The organism is Acidovorax sp. LjRoot66, from assembly GCF_964253305.1.
Taxonomy (GTDB): domain Bacteria; phylum Pseudomonadota; class Gammaproteobacteria; order Burkholderiales; family Burkholderiaceae_C; genus Acidovorax.
In genome coordinates, this window is the sequence record NZ_CAXUQU020000001.1 from 3252690 (window position 1) to 3266635 (window position 13946).

At 65.7% G+C, this 13946-nt stretch carries 17 protein-coding genes; 12 read left to right on the forward strand and 5 right to left on the reverse strand.

Going from position 1 to position 13946, the window contains the following annotated elements; all coding sequences use genetic code 11:
• Positions 1-191 precede the first annotated feature (191 nt).
• Both ACSQ3Y_RS15350 and ACSQ3Y_RS15355 read left to right on the forward strand, forming a co-directional pair.
• Entirely contained in the window at positions 192-704 is a 513-nt protein-coding gene (locus tag ACSQ3Y_RS15350; RefSeq protein WP_436177924.1) for a low molecular weight phosphatase family protein, read from the forward strand.
• Positions 705-777: 73 nt separating this feature from the next.
• Positions 778-2283: a CYTH and CHAD domain-containing protein gene (locus ACSQ3Y_RS15355; protein ID WP_436177925.1), complete on the forward strand. Its 1506-nt coding sequence runs from the start codon at positions 778-780 to the stop codon at positions 2281-2283.
• 17 nt (positions 2284-2300) lie between these two features.
• Here ACSQ3Y_RS15355 and ACSQ3Y_RS15360 read toward each other — a convergent pair whose 3' ends face one another.
• From ACSQ3Y_RS15360 to ACSQ3Y_RS15370, 3 genes are all read right to left on the reverse strand, one after another.
• Positions 2301-2576 carry a hypothetical protein gene (locus ACSQ3Y_RS15360; protein ID WP_436177926.1) on the reverse strand — a complete coding sequence of 92 codons (276 nt, stop codon included), beginning with the start codon at positions 2574-2576 and terminating at the stop codon, positions 2301-2303.
• Between the two features lie 132 nt (positions 2577-2708).
• The gene (locus ACSQ3Y_RS15365) at positions 2709-3554 is read right to left on the reverse strand and encodes a hypothetical protein (protein ID WP_436180123.1); all 846 of its coding nucleotides are present in this window, start codon (positions 3552-3554) and stop codon (positions 2709-2711) included.
• Between the two features lie 82 nt (positions 3555-3636).
• Positions 3637-4110 carry a winged helix-turn-helix transcriptional regulator gene (locus tag ACSQ3Y_RS15370; protein ID WP_436177927.1) on the reverse strand — a complete coding sequence of 158 codons (474 nt, stop codon included), beginning with the start codon at positions 4108-4110 and terminating at the stop codon, positions 3637-3639.
• Between the two features lie 83 nt (positions 4111-4193).
• On the opposite strand from ACSQ3Y_RS15370, the gene ACSQ3Y_RS15375 reads away from it, so the two are divergent.
• The 8 genes from ACSQ3Y_RS15375 to ACSQ3Y_RS15410 all read left to right on the forward strand — a co-directional run bounded on the left by ACSQ3Y_RS15375 (position 4194) and on the right by ACSQ3Y_RS15410 (position 9974).
• Positions 4194-4319 (forward strand): hypothetical protein, encoded by a 126-nt coding sequence (locus ACSQ3Y_RS15375; RefSeq protein ID WP_436177928.1) that lies wholly within the window; start codon positions 4194-4196, stop codon positions 4317-4319.
• Positions 4309-5064, forward strand: coding sequence for an SDR family NAD(P)-dependent oxidoreductase (locus tag ACSQ3Y_RS15380; RefSeq protein WP_436177929.1), 756 nt, complete (start codon positions 4309-4311; stop codon positions 5062-5064). Before ACSQ3Y_RS15375 ends, ACSQ3Y_RS15380 begins: the two co-directional genes overlap by 11 nt.
• A complete protein-coding gene (locus tag ACSQ3Y_RS15385) occupies positions 5064-5696 on the forward strand; it encodes a 2-hydroxychromene-2-carboxylate isomerase (RefSeq protein ID WP_436177930.1) in 633 nt (210 codons plus the stop codon). Before ACSQ3Y_RS15380 ends, ACSQ3Y_RS15385 begins: the two co-directional genes overlap by 1 nt.
• 125 nt (positions 5697-5821) lie before the next feature.
• A complete protein-coding gene (locus tag ACSQ3Y_RS15390) occupies positions 5822-6556 on the forward strand; it encodes a YoaK family protein (protein WP_057202836.1) in 735 nt (244 codons plus the stop codon).
• A 77-nt stretch (positions 6557-6633) separates the two neighbouring features.
• Complete coding sequence (locus ACSQ3Y_RS15395) at positions 6634-7695, forward strand: hypothetical protein (protein ID WP_436177931.1); 1062 nt, start codon at positions 6634-6636, stop codon at positions 7693-7695.
• Between the two features lie 163 nt (positions 7696-7858).
• Positions 7859-8470 (forward strand): LemA family protein, encoded by a 612-nt coding sequence (locus tag ACSQ3Y_RS15400; RefSeq protein ID WP_436177932.1) that lies wholly within the window; start codon positions 7859-7861, stop codon positions 8468-8470.
• 11 nt (positions 8471-8481) lie between these two features.
• Positions 8482-9435 carry a TPM domain-containing protein gene (locus ACSQ3Y_RS15405; RefSeq protein ID WP_436177933.1) on the forward strand — a complete coding sequence of 318 codons (954 nt, stop codon included), beginning with the start codon at positions 8482-8484 and terminating at the stop codon, positions 9433-9435.
• A 2-nt stretch (positions 9436-9437) separates the two neighbouring features.
• Positions 9438-9974, forward strand: a complete 537-nt coding sequence (locus tag ACSQ3Y_RS15410; protein ID WP_436177934.1) for a TPM domain-containing protein — start codon at positions 9438-9440, stop codon at positions 9972-9974.
• 112 nt (positions 9975-10086) lie between these two features.
• On the opposite strand, the gene ACSQ3Y_RS15415 is transcribed toward ACSQ3Y_RS15410, so the two are convergent.
• Entirely contained in the window at positions 10087-11013 is a 927-nt protein-coding gene (locus ACSQ3Y_RS15415) for an AraC family transcriptional regulator N-terminal domain-containing protein (protein ID WP_436177935.1), read from the reverse strand.
• A gap of 307 nt (positions 11014-11320) precedes the next feature.
• Here ACSQ3Y_RS15415 and ACSQ3Y_RS15420 point away from each other — a divergent pair, with 307 nt between their 5' ends.
• Together ACSQ3Y_RS15420 and ACSQ3Y_RS15425 are read left to right on the forward strand one after the other, a co-directional pair.
• A complete protein-coding gene (locus ACSQ3Y_RS15420; RefSeq protein ID WP_436177936.1) occupies positions 11321-12079 on the forward strand; it encodes an SDR family NAD(P)-dependent oxidoreductase in 759 nt (252 codons plus the stop codon).
• 117 nt (positions 12080-12196) lie between these two features.
• Positions 12197-12874, forward strand: a complete 678-nt coding sequence (locus ACSQ3Y_RS15425) for a glutathione S-transferase family protein (RefSeq protein WP_428001270.1) — start codon at positions 12197-12199, stop codon at positions 12872-12874.
• A 25-nt stretch (positions 12875-12899) separates the two neighbouring features.
• On the opposite strand, the gene ACSQ3Y_RS15430 is transcribed toward ACSQ3Y_RS15425, so the two are convergent.
• Entirely contained in the window at positions 12900-13943 is a 1044-nt protein-coding gene (locus tag ACSQ3Y_RS15430; RefSeq protein ID WP_436177937.1) for an aminoglycoside phosphotransferase family protein, read from the reverse strand.
• Positions 13944-13946: the final 3 nt, after the last annotated feature.

The following is a 13946-nucleotide window of genomic DNA, read 5'->3' on the forward strand; positions in this document are numbered from 1 at the left end:
TCTGGGTGCGCCATTGGATGCCGGCATAAATGCTGCGTGCCGTCTGACGCTCGCGCGCCATCGCTGCAGGCAAGATGGGCTCTGCCAATGGGGTCGAAAAGCCCGTATGCAATAAGCTGAAGCTCCGTTGCGCCCTGCTGGCCGTCCAAAGTCTGGGCCATGAAACATCATCAAATTCCGCGACCCCGACCATGAGCCCAGTGGCGAATGTTTTGTTTGTATCTGCCGAAAATGCCGTTCGTAGCCAGTTGGCGGAGGCGTGCCTTCGCCATGTTGGTAAAGCCCGCTTCAATGCCTTCTCGTGTGGCGTGCCCGGCAAAACGGCGACAACGGTGAGCCCTGTCGCGCTGGAAGTTTTGCACCGGGCGGGCATGCCCATTGCGCGTCTGGCCGCCAAGAGTTGGGAGCAGTTCCTGGCGCCAGGGGGCACGCGCATTGACATCATCGTGGCGCTGGATGGTGCGACCGTGCACAGCCATCCGGCATGGCCATGGCAGGCGCACAGCGCGCAGTGGGACTATCCGCCGCTGCTGCATACCTTGACGCCTGTATCCAACCGGGTGCAGCAGGCCGAGCAAACGCTGCATTCGTTGCGCCGCCGCGTCGAGCTTGTCATGAACCTGCATGACAGCGGCAAGCTGCGGCGCGAGTACTGGCAAGGCATTGGCGATGCCTCGCCGCTGGTCGCGTTGTCTGCCGATTGACAGCACGGCAGCGGATTTTTGGGTGACTGGTCACGCACTCGCCTGGCTACGAGAAAAGAGAAAGAACACGCCCATGGAAGTCGAATTCAAGTTCCACATTGACGAAAGCCAACTGGCTGCGCTGCAAGCTGCTGCCCAACGTGGTGACGCGACCACTGTGAGGCTGGAGGCGCGCTATTTCGATACCAAGGACGCTGCACTGTCGTCGCGCGGCATCGCCTTGCGCCTGCGCAAAGAGGGCGATCAGTGGGTGCAGACCGTGAAGGCCCGGGGCGATGGCCCACTGGACCGGGAAGAGCACAACGTACAGGTCGACGCACCATCCCCTTCGGTGCAGCCCGAGCTGCATGCGGGCACAAAGGCGGGCAAGCGGCTGCTTGAGGCGCTGGACAGCGCTGAAGGCCCACTGGAAGAAACCTACCGCACCGAGATTGACCGTGCCATACGCAACCTGCAGTTCGATGGCGGCATGGTGGAGTTGGCGCTGGACACCGGCAAAATCGTCGCCCACGGCGGTACCGAACACCAGAAGCAGGCGAGCGTGTGCGAGCTGGAGCTTGAGCTCAAAGAGGGCCCCGTATCCGGCTTGGCCGAAGTGGCCACCCAGTGGGCGTCCAAATACGGGCTGGTGGTGAACACGGTATCCAAGGCCGAGCGCGGCGAGCGGCTGCTGGCGGCTGGGTGGGGACGCCCTGCAGCCAAGGCCCGGCCCATGGTGGCGTCAAGCGGCACGCGCAAATTCCTCAAAGGACCAGCGCTGCAGCGCGCCGCCGTGGCCAATTGCCTGGCGCAGATTCTGGGCAACGCCAGCGAAATCGTCGAGGGCTCGGATGACGAAACCCATGTGCACCAGCTGCGCGTGGGCATTCGCCGGCTGCGCACCGTGCTGCGGGAGCTGGACGCGCTGGCCCCGGGCGCCTTCGGCACTGCCTGGGAGGCGCCGCTGGTGGAGGTGTTCCGCCGCCTGGGGGAGCTGCGCGACCGGGATCAGGCGGTGCAAACCATCGGTGCCGAGCTTTTGGAAGCGGGCGCTCCACCGGTTGATGCGCCGCCGCAGGCCACCACGGCGTCGCCGCTGGAAATCGTGCGCTCGCCGGCCTTTCAGGGCACGCTGATCGCCCTCATGGGCTTTACTGCGCACCCAGCCGACAGCGGGGCTCCCGGCATGGCACGCGCGCCCCTGGGAGCACGGGACACGCGCAGGTACCTGCACCAGCGGCTGCGCACGCTGCGCAAGAAGGTGCACCAGGACGCAGGCAGGTTCGAAGCCCTGTCCATTGACGACCAGCACAGCGTGCGCAAGCGCCTCAAACGGCTGCGGTTCCTGACGGAGTTTGCTGCGCCAGCGATCCAACGTGGGGCCGGCGATTTCCTTGAAAGCCTGCAGCCCGCTCTCTCCGCACTCGGTCGGCTTAACGACGAACACGTGGCAAGCGCTCTGTACCGCGAGATGGCAGACAAGGATCCCAAGGCCTGGTTCGGCGTGGGCTGGTTGGCGGCGAGGCGCGAGGCGTCCGTCAAGGCAACAAAGAAGGCGCTGGCCAAGATGCAGCGTGCGCCGCGTATGCGCCGTGTCTGACGCGGTCCGGCCGCTTGCTATCTCGTCTGTGCGATCAACTCGCGGTCAATTCCGTTTTCCGCGCAAAGCTCCGAGAGATCCTTCATCGCAGCCTCCAGATGCCCGTGGGTGAATGTGAGTTCTGCCACCAGGACATCTTCGCGTTCATCGACCAGCACCCTGATGCTTCTGTCACCGTCCAACGCGCGCCAGACGGTGATTGCGCTGAGCGCATCCGTGGCTGCGCTGGCCTGGGACTTGATGGGCGCTCGGGCGGCTCGGATGAACCTGAATGATTGGGAAATGTTTCGCATCGTGATCGGTGTTCAGCCAGCTTCCAACGCATCCAATGGTTGCACTGGGTGGTACTGCCGCCAATGCTACGAAACCTTTTAGACGTGACTGTGTCGGACATCGGCGCAGCTGCGCAAGGACTCGGCGCGACGCTATCGGGCCAACCTGACGATTCCATACGGGTTGAACTTGAAATCGTCCTCCTCATACGTGGAGGCGAGCGTGTGGGTAGCGCGGCGCTGCTTGATCGCCTCTGCAACGCCGCGCACTGCCATCTCGTCGGCCACGGCATCCATCAGGGCCACCACCTGCAGCTCCGTTCCGAGCGACTGCGGCACGTACACCTCTGGCAAGCCGACCAGGTGAAAGCCGACACTCTCCAGATAGCCCGCATCCGACAGCGGGCGCTTGGCGAATGCCAGCCGGCCAATGCGGCGCTGTGCCTGCAGGTCATCGGCCTTGATGGCCTCGGCGCCCTGGCGGACAAGCGCCTTCCAACGATCGAGCCCGTGCGCGATGCCGGCGCTCTCGCCCTTCACGGCGACGGCCCCGGCGTCGATCAGGTGGCCCAGCAGCAGCAGTGCGCCCATGGAGACCTGGACGGCATTCTGCCGGTTCATGCGCGGCCCCAGCACATAGAGCACGGACCGGTGGCTGGCGACGGACTTTTCGTCCGCAGCGCTCCACGCGTTGGCTGCAACCCGATCACGGCTCACCGCAAAAGACTTCGGCATGCGCTCGTCAGGCTCGGGCGTGGAATAGGCCTCGTCCACACTGAACCCAGTCGCGAACTCACGCACTGCTCCCGCCACGGCCTGCTTGAGCTGCGCCTGGTTGGCACTTTTTCCGAGGAAGCACAGAACGTGGCGCGGCTGTACCGCCGGTTCGACCGCCGGCGCTGCGGCCTTGCCGCCGGGCGGGCCCGCGTCGGACTTCTGGGCCGAAGCCACCCTCAAGCCCATGGCGGCGGCCATCCCGGCTGCAAGCAAGCGGCGCATGTTGTTCAAAGCCCTGTCCTCATGTGTTGATGTTGTTGCATTCACAGCCCCGCGCCGATGACCAAGCAGGCATTTGCTCTTGTCAGCGCTGCGTGTGGCCCGTGTCCTGCGCGCCGGGCCCGGCCTCTACCGTGACCTCGCGTGCAGACAGCACGGCCCTGCACTCGGAGCACACGGTCACCGGATCAAACAGGTGCCCGCACCCCGAGTGCCGATGCAGCAGGGGGCGGCCGGCCTTGCCTGCCATGTGGATGTCGCCCCAGTGGACGATGGCCATCAGTACCGGGTGAAGGTCCAGGCCCTTGGGCGTGAGGCGGTAGTCGTAGCGCGTGGGCGTTTGCTGGTAGGCCACTTTTTTCAGGACCTTGGCCTCGACCAGCTTGTGCAGCCGGTCCACCAGCATGGGCCGCGATATGGCCAGCCGCTCCTGAAACTCCTCGAAGCGCTTCACCCCGAGAAAGCACTCGCGCAGGACGAGCAGCGTCCAGCGGTCGCCGATCACGGATACGGTTCGCGCCACCGAGCAGGGCTCGGCCTCCAGTTCTGTCCACTTCATGTCGGGCATTCTACGGTTGACGGGTTCAGTTTTCAAACGTACTATTTTTGTGAGTTCAAAAAATAAACGGACAAGGAGACCCGATGCACATCACAGATTCCGATCCCCTGGCCTGCACGCGCCCTGCGCACGGCGCGATCCCGGCCACCACCGCTGCAACCAAGCTGCGCCAACACCCATCCGCCAAGGAGGCATGCCATGGGCAATGAACCTCAACCCGTCGTCGCGAGGAACAAGACGGTCGCCGTGATCGGCGCGGGCGACTACATCGGCGCGGCCATCGTGCGCCGCTTTGCCGCCGGCGGTTACACCGTGGTGGCCGGCCGGCGCAATGGCGACAAGCTGGCGCCGCTGGTGGAGGAGATTGCGGCCCAGGGAGGCCAGTGCATCGGCAGGTCTCTGGATGCCCGCAAGGAAGAAGACGTCACCGCCTTCCTGGCCGAGGCTGAGCAGATTGCGCCGCTGGCCGTGTGCGTCTTCAACGTGGGCGCGAACGTGAACTACCCGCTGGTCGACACCACCGAGCGGGTGTTCCGCAAGGTCTGGGAGATGGCCTGCTACGCAGGCTTTCTGAGCACGCGCGAGGCGGCGCGCCTCATGCTCCCGCGCAAGGAGGGGTGCATCTTGCTGACCGGTGCCACCGCCGGCTTGCGCGGCGGGCCGGGGTATACCGCGTTCGCTGCCGCGAAGTTCGGGCTGCGCGCGGTGGCGCAAAGCGCTGCGCGTGAACTGGGGCCGGCCAACATCCACGTGGCCCACCTCGTGATCGATGCCGGCGTGGACACCGAGTGGGTGCGCGCCCGGCGCAAGGAGCGCGATGGCACCGATACCTTCGAGCCCGACCAGCTCATGCGGCCCGAGTCCATCGCCCAGACCTACTGGGACCTGCACCTGCAGCCGCGCGATGCCTGGACCCATGAGATGGACCTGCGTCCGTTTGGGGAGAAGTGGTGATGGTGGCTGTCCAACCCGAGTTCCTGTTCGATTTTGGCAGCCCCAATGCCTACCTGTGCCACAAGGTGCTGCCCGCCATCGAGCAGCGCACCGGCACGCGGTTCGTGTACGTCCCCGTGCTGCTGGGCGGGCTTTTCAAGCTCACCAACAACCGCTCCCCCGCAGAGGCGTTCGCCCACATTCCCCACAAGCTGGCCTACGACCGGCTGGAGATGGAGCGGTTCAGGGCGCGGCATGGGCTGCAGGCGTATCGGCACAACCCGCACTTCCCGGTGAACACCCTGAAGATCATGCGCGGCGCGTGCGCGGCGCAGCAGCTGGGCGTGCTGCCCGCCTACGTGGAGGCGGTGTATGCGGCGATGTGGGAGCACGGGCGCAACATGGCCGACGACGCCGAGATCGCACAGGTGCTCGGCGCCGCTCACCTGGACGTGGCGGCCCTGCTGGCCGCCTCGCAAGACCCGGCCGTCAAGGCGCAACTGATGGCCAACACCCAGCGCGCATGCGATGCCGGTGCCTTCGGGTCGCCCAGCTTTCTGGTCGGCGATGCGCTCTTCTTCGGCAAGGACCGGCTGCCGGATGTCGAGGAAGAGATTGTTGCCCGCCAGCAGGGCAGGGGGCCCGCCCCCTGAGGCCCCGCAGGCGCTGAATGCCTGAGTGATTCAGTGCCAGCCAGCCCGCCCGATTGCTCCTGCCCCGGAGGTGTTCCAATCGAATACCGCCAAGCATGGTTTTATGCAGAAGGACACAGGAGCTGATGCCGACCAACTACGCCCGATTTCTGGTGGGCAGCCACCGCACTGCGGCGTCCAACCGCCAGCTGGGCTGGTTCCTGGCCTTTGTGGCCGGGGCCATCAATGCCGGGGGCTTTCTGGCGGTGCAGCAGTACACCTCGCACGTCACCGGAATGGTGTCGGCGGTGGCCGACAACCTGGCGCTGGGCCAGCTCGGGCTGGTGGTGGATGGCATCGTGGCCGTGCTGTCGTTTCTGCTCGGTGCGATGTGCTGCGCCATTCTGGTCAACTTTGCCCGGCGCAAGGCGATGGCGAGCGAGTACGCCCTTCCCTTGTTGCTGGAGTCGGTGCTCATCCTCTGCTTCGGCCTGCTCGGGGCCCGCCTGGCGTCGTTCGAGGGGCTGCTGCTGCCCTTCACGGTGGTGCTGCTGTGCTTCATCATGGGCCTGCAGAACGCGGTGGTGACCAAGCTGTCGGGCGCCGTGATCCGCACCACGCACATGACCGGCATCGTGACCGACCTGGGCATTGAGCTGGGCAAGCTGCTGTACTGGAACGCCGACCGCAGCGCCGCAAACCCGGTGCGTGCCGACCGCGACCGCATGAAGGTGCTGGGTGGACTGTTCCTGGCATTTCTGCTGGGCGGCATATCGGGTGCCTTCGGGTTCAAGGCGTTCGGCTACGGCTTCACGATCCCGGTCGCGGTGCTGCTGGCCGTTGTTTCGCTGGTGCCGGCGTGGGATGACTTCAGGCGGTGATGGAGACTTCACGCGCAACCCGCGCACACTGCGACCGCAGATAATGCCGAACCATCGCTACTGCACGGAGAGCCTCGATGAGCTATGTGGTCCATATCTGGGAGCACCCCCAACCCACCAGCCTGGCGGCGGCGGAGAAGTTGCACCAGTACCTTGGTGACCGGGCTTCGCCCCGGTCTGCAAAGTGGCAGCAGTTGCGCGACGAGATCGAGGCGCGCATGGTGGCGCAGGGCACGCCCAGGGAGTGGATCGAGTTTCCCATCGATCCCGAGCACCAGGAGCGCAGTTACGGCCTGGAGTTTGATGGCCCCGAGAATTTCCAGGAGGTGGTGGTGCAAAGCGCTACCGGGCTCGGGTTCAGTGTCTACGACGACCAGGCGGCGCGGCTGTACCTGCCGTTTGGCTATGTGCTGACCTTCGAGGGCCTCTCGCGCTTCGATCGGGGCGATGGTGCCATCCCACCCCCCCGCCTGGGCGTGGAAGACCGCGACGCGGTGATGGCGCGGTGCGAGGCCGCGTGGAGGCCACGCCTGGAGGCACTGGGCTTCAGTTTCCATCGCGGCGAGCCTTTTCGCTCTGAAATCCCGCTGGTGGCCGAGCGCGTGGTGCCGGTCGGCAAGCAGACCATCGCCATCAACTTCTCGACCTTCGAAGAACGCCTGTCGTTCGAGGTGATCGCAGCCATCGTGCCGGACCTGCCCCCGGCCGTGCTCGAGGCCAGCGGCGGCATCCAGCGGATGCAGGTGCGGGGCCGCGAGTACCGCGGCATCGCCGCATTCATGGTCGACCATGGGCGGGGGGCGGAGTGGATGAGCATGGGCGGCACCCTGCGCAATGCCGAGTACGTGGACCGGCTGGTTCCAGCGCTGTTCGAATACCTCGGTGACGAGATTTTGCCCACGCTGGATGCATGCACCACAGCCGGCGACGTACTGCGCGTTGCCACCAGCCCCGACGAGGGGCCCGGTGAGCTGTTGCCCAGCAGGCTGCCCCTGGCCCTGGCCTGGGTGGAAGGGGACAGCGCGTTCGAACACTTCTACGTGCAGTACGACAAGGCGCTTTCGCACTGGGACAAGGATTGGGCGCGCGAGGTCTACGACGCGCTGCGCGCCTTGCCGCGCGGTGCGGCCTCGGCCTGAGGTCGGTAGCCCCGGGCGCTGCTCGCCCCTCAGTGGCGGGTGGCACCTGTGCCGAGGTTGGCTGCCGCAGGGCTGGGAATAGCCCCGCTCCTACACGTCGCCGCGTGAGAATGGCCTATGTTCGATTCGCCGCCGGGCGCTGTCTTGCCCACGGCCTACGAACATGATCCAACGCCTCACCGCCATCCTCCTCGCCTTTGCTGCCGCCCTCGCACTCACGGGCTGCGGATACAACGATTTTCAGCGTCTGGACGAACAGTCCAAGGCCGCGTGGAGCGAGGTGCTCAACCAATACCAGCGCCGCGCGGAGCTGGTGCCCAACATCGTGGCCAGCGTGAAGGGCGAGGCCAATTTCGAGCAGGAAACGCTGACCCGCGTGGTGCAGGCCCGCGCCCAGGCCACCGCGATCCAGGTCACGCCCGAAACCCTCAGCGACCCCGAGGCCATGCGCAAGTTCCAGGCGGCGCAGGGCGAGCTGTCGAGCGCGCTGTCGCGCTTGATCGCGGTGTCCGAGCGCTACCCCACGCTGCAGGCCAACCAGGGCTTTCGCGACCTGCGCGTGACGCTGGAGGGCACCGAGAACCGCATCGCCGTGGCGCGCAACCGCTACATCGACACCGTGCAGCAGTACAACACCCTGGCGCGCAGCTTTCCCGCCAACATCACGGCCAAGGTCTTCAGCTATGACCCCAAGCCGCCGATGGCCGTGCCCAATGAGGCCCAGATCTCGACCCCGCCCACGGTGGATTTTTCGTCCACCCCCAAGAAGCCGTGAGCTGCGGGCCCATGCCGCACGCCAAGCCCTTGTGGCGCCACCTCGCCGTTGCCGCCACGCTGCTGCTGGGGTCGCTCTGCGCCGGGGCCCAGGCGCCCGTGCAGCCGGTGCCGGCCCTTACCGGCCATGTGGTGGATGGCACAGGCACGCTCAATGCCGCGCAGCACCAGGCCCTTGAAGCGCAGCTGGCCGCGCTGGAGACCAGCCAGGGCAGCCAGGTGGTGGTGCTGATGGTGCCCACCACCGCGCCCGAGGACATTGCCGCCTACGCCAACCGCGTGGCCAACCAGTGGAAGATCGGGCGCCGCGACGTGGGCGACGGCGTGCTGGTGCTGGTCGCCAAGGACGACCGCAAGATGCGCATCGAAGTGGCCAAGGCGCTCGAAGGCGCCATCCCCGACATATCGGCGGCGCGCATCATCGACGGCACGCTGCAGCCGCGCTTTCGCTCTGGCGACTTTGCCGGCGGGCTGCAGGCTGCCGCCACGCAACTGGGTGCACTCATTGCGCGCGAGCCGCTGCCCGAACCCTCGGCGCCACAGTCACAGCAAGCGCCGGGCCAAGGCATCGGCTCAGGCTTTGGCTGGGGCGAGGCCGCCATCATGCTGGTGATGGGCGTGCTGATCGGCGGGCCGATCGCGCGCTCGATGTTCGGCAGCGCATTCGGCTCGGTCGTCACGGGCGGTGCGGCGGGCGTGGGCGCCTTTGTGCTCACGTCCAGTGTGCTGCTGGCGGGGCTGGCCGGTGTGGCGGGCCTGCTGTTCACGCTGCTGGCCGGCGCAGGCCGGCGCACCACCATGCGACAGGGTGGCTCGGGCGGCCCTTGGGGCGGTGGGCTCGGGGGCCTGGGAGGTCTTGGCGGTGGCGGCTTCGGAGGCGGCGGCTCGCGCGGTGGTTCGGGCGGCGGCTTCAGCTCGGGCGGCGGTGGCAACTTCGGCGGGGGCGGTGCCTCCGGGGGGTGGTAGCCATGGCCCTGTCCCTGTCTCTTTCCCGGTCCTTGCGCGCGCTGCGGCGCCTGGCCGTGCACCGCTGGCAAGAGGGCGATGTGCGCCGGGCCTTGCCCGACGACGCCTTGGCACGCCTGTCTGCGCGCGTGGCGGCCAGCGAGCAGCTGCACACCGGGCAGATCCGCATCTGCGCCGAAGGCGCGCTGCCCTGGAGCTACCTGCACCGCGACGCCACCGCCCGCGAACGTGCCCTCATGCTGTTCAGCAAGCTGCGCGTGTGGGACACCGAACACAACAACGGCGTGCTGATCTACCTGCTGGTGCCCGAGCACGCCATCGAGATCGTTGCCGACCGTGGCCTGGCGCGCAGCGTGGCGCCGGGCGAATGGGAGGCGCTGGTGTCCCAACTGGCGGTGCACCTGCGCGAAGGCCGCTACGAAGAAGGCCTGGCGCAGGCAGTGGACGCGGTGTCGGCCAGGCAGGCGGCGCATTTCCCAAGACTGGGCACAGGCACCGCTTACGCCAACGAGTTGCCTGATGCGCCGGTGGTTCGGTGAGTGATTGATCGGCGCCTGCGCGCCGTGCTGCAGGGGCAGGGCGCTGGCAGGTACCACTCTCTACACAACTGCAAGGATGGCTGGGTGCTGGAGCCAACGGGCAGGTGGCAAATCAGAGCCCGGGCCCGGGAGGTGTCTCACACCTTTCGGGAGTCCCGGCGCTGGCATGCATGCTGCGTCGCAAGTCCTGGCTAGGGCTGGCGTCGAAGTGCCTCAGATAGTCGCGGCTGAACTGCGACGAACTCTCGTAGCCCACAGCGAACGCCGCACCGGATACGTTGTGCTCGCCGCCCAGCAGCAGGCGGCGCGCCTCCAGCAGGCGAAGGTGCTTCTGGTACTGCAACGGGCTGAGGCCTGTGATCTCCCGAAAGCTCCGATTCAGACTCGCCCGGCTCATCCCGCATGCTGCGCCGACATCATCGATCCTGATGGGCTGGTTGAAGTTCTGGCCAATCCAGCCGATGGCCTTTCGTACTTTCGGCAGTGGTCCCTTGGCACTCGCAACCTGGCGCAACAGCATGCCATGGGGGCCGTTCAACAAGCGATAGAGCAACTCTCGTTCAAGCAGTGGGGCCAGAATGGGAATGTCCTGCGGCCGCTGCATCAGCACCAAGGCACGGGCCAGGACATCTTCAAGCTCCCGCCCCATGGGCGCTGTCGATAAACCCAACTCGCTGCCTTCGCCGCCGCGCGAAGCAGGCATGGACAGGATCAGCTCATTGAGCACCACCGGGTCCAGCACCAGCGTGAGCGCGATATAGGGCCGTTGGCGCGCATCCCTGTAGACCTGTCCCATGAGCGGCAGATCCAGTGCGCTGACCAGATAGTGGCCCGCCTCGTAGCGCAGCACCTTGTCACCGAAGGAGACGCGCTTGCTTCCTTGCAGGATGAAGCACGCCATGGCGCGGTACTGGCACGCGTTCTCACTGTCCTGCCCTTGGTCGACGTGCAACTCGATGCGGGGAATGCCCGACTTCAAGGTACCCGGCTGGATGCCGTGCAGCACCGTTTCCAGCGGGGTCGAAAGGTGGGTGTCCATGGGGGGCTCGGCGGGTATCTAGTGTCCTGTCCCGTAAATAAATGCCAATAAAACCGCGTCTTTCACGCCAGGGCCGCGTTGCAAATCCTCGCGATAGCACTGGCTATCGCTGCGGTTTGCGCCTTGCGCTGGCGCGAAATCCATCGGTTTTATTTTGGCATCTATTTACGGGACAGAACACTATGGGGTGAGTCGATCGTGCAAGAGAACAAGCGTATCAGGCAAGCCATGAAAAGCGCTTCGCCATAAATTGTGAGCTCTTGGCGATTTCCGCCATTTCAATCACAGAAATGAAATGAGTTCAGATATGACAGCAAAGATCGCGCTGATTACCGGTGCAAGCCGTGGACTTGACCGCAACATGGCCCTGCACCTGGCCGAGCGGGGTGTCGGCATCATTGGAACCTACCGCACGGGCCAGAACGAAGCCGAGGCGCTGCAACGCGAGATTGAGGAGCGGGGCGGCAAGGCGGTGATGTGTCGGCTGGATGTGGCCGACACCGCGTCTTTTGCCCCGTTCAGCGAAACCGTTGGCGCTGCGCTGCAGGAGCGCTTTGGGCGCACGCGCTTCGACTACCTCGTCAACAACGCCGGCATCGGCTTGCATGCCCCGTTCACCGACACGACCGAAGCGCAGTTCGACGCCCTGGTCGATGCCCATCTGCGCGCACCGCTTTTTCTGACGCAACGATTGCTGCCCCTCCTCGAAGACGGCGGCAGCATCCTGAATGTTTCTTCGGGCTTCGTTCGTTTCACGCTGCCAGGCTACAGCGTTTACGCGGCGGTAAAGGCGGCCGTTGAAGTGTTGACCCGCTACATGGCCGTCGAGCTGGGCGCGCGCCGAATCCGGGTGAACACCATCGCCCCCGGAGCCATCGCGACCGACTTCATGGGCGGCGCGGTGCGCGACAACGAGGGTGTCAACGCCTATGTGGCTCAGGGCATCGCACTGGGGCGAGTGGGCCAGCCTGATGACGTCGGGCGAGCGGTAGCCGCCATTTTGTCCACCGACATGGCATGGGCCAGTGGCACATCGTTCGATGTGTCGGGTGGGCAGTTGCTGTAGACCCCGGCATCGCACTTGCCTTCACGGCTGAGAATTTTCAAATGAAGTTTGCGCTTGCCCCGTGTGATTGCACGCCAACTAACAGTCCCCGAACCCTCCAATGGATCGAAGCCCGCCATGTCGACCTCTGCACTCAGCCTCATCAGCCACCCCCTGTGCCCGTATGTACAGCGCGCCGCTATCGTGCTGCTGGAAAAAGGCATTCCCTTCGACAGGATCAACGTGGACCTTTCGGCAAAGCCTGCCTGGTTCCTGGCGATGTCGCCGACCAGCAAGGTGCCCTTGCTCCAGATCCATGGCGGCGATGGGTCGCACCAGGTGCTGTTCGAAAGCATGGCCATCTGCGAATATCTGGACGAGACACAGCGCGGCGCACCACTGCATCCGAGCGACCCCCTGGTACGCGCTCAACACCGCGCCTGGATCGAGTTCGGGTCGGCGACCCTGGCCGATGCCTGGGGCTATTTGAACGCCAGGGATTCCACCTCAGCCAGCATGAAAGCCGTGGTTTTCAGGGACAAGCTCGAGCGGCTTGAGGACGCACTCGGCGCCGGCCCGTACTTCGGCGCAAGCCAGTTCAGCATGGTCGATGCCGTGTTCGCGCCGCTCTTTCGCTATTTCGAGGGACTGCCCGCTGAAGGCAATGCAGCGCTTTTCGAAGGGCTGGCCAAGGTCGGGCTCTGGCGCCAGAGTCTCGCAGCGCGGCACAGCGTCGTCGCGGCAGCACCCCGCGACTATGCAGCGCTTTTTCAGGGCCACTTGCAACGGGTTGGTTCCTGGCTGGCACCGCAGTAGCCGGGCTTTCGTTCGGTGCCATGGGTCACTCCAGCAAATCCAGGCAGCCCAGATCCTCCACCGCATGCGCCACCCGGGTGAGCTGGGGCCACCAGACGAAGGCCGACATGCCCCGCGCAAACCTCGCCATTGGTGTGCGCAGGTGCAGCAGCACCGCCAGGCGATAGTCCTGCTGAAACGCCGAGCGCGAATAGCCCGCCACCCCTTGGGCGGTGAGCACTGCGTGGTAGCGGTCGAGCAGCGGCATTTCAAAGCGCTGGCGCACGGCGCGGTCCCACTGCAGGGCCATCATGTAGGCCAGGTCCCAGACACCGGTGCCCACATGCCAGCCATCCCAGTCGATGAGCTTCGCGACCCCTGCTGCGCTGTCGCGGGGAACCATCCAGTTCCAGACGTGGGCATCGCCGTGGACCAGGGTCTTGTGCTGGAATTGGTTGGCCCGCTCGATGAGCGCTGGCAGCCCGGGCAGGAACTGCGCGTAGGTATCCCGCGTGCGCTCATCCAGCGCATCGCCGGCCTGCGCAAACAGGCGCTCGCAGGCGCCTGGCAGCCATTCCGATGCCTGAAGCCGGCTCCAGAGCGTGGGGCCCATGCCAGGCACGGTGCCCTGATCGCCACCGGTCCAGCCAATGGCATGGAACCGCGCCAGCGCTTCGACAATGAGGGTGCAGCGTTCGAACGTGGGCGGCAAGGGCTCGTCGCTGGGCTGCTGGTGCGACTCCGACAGGTCCTCCATCAGCAGCCAGGTGCGGCCCGTGGGTTCGTCCACGCCTCCGGCGTAAAACCGGGGGATGACCGGGCTGTTCAGCTGCCTGGCGATGGTCTCGTAGAACGGCAACTCCGGCTGCCCAAACCCGGGGTGTGACACCTTCAACACAGCCCGCGTCGGGGCGCCTGTGGGGTGGCTCCATGCCAAGGTCACTCCGGTCAGATCGGAAAGGTAGCCCGAAGCACCGATGGCGCTGGGCACGGCGCTGAGCAGCGATGCACCGCTGGAATCCTGGTGCCGGGCCATGTGCTCCCCCAGAAACGAGGGGGCCAGCAAACGCTCCAAAATCGAACTGTCCAAATT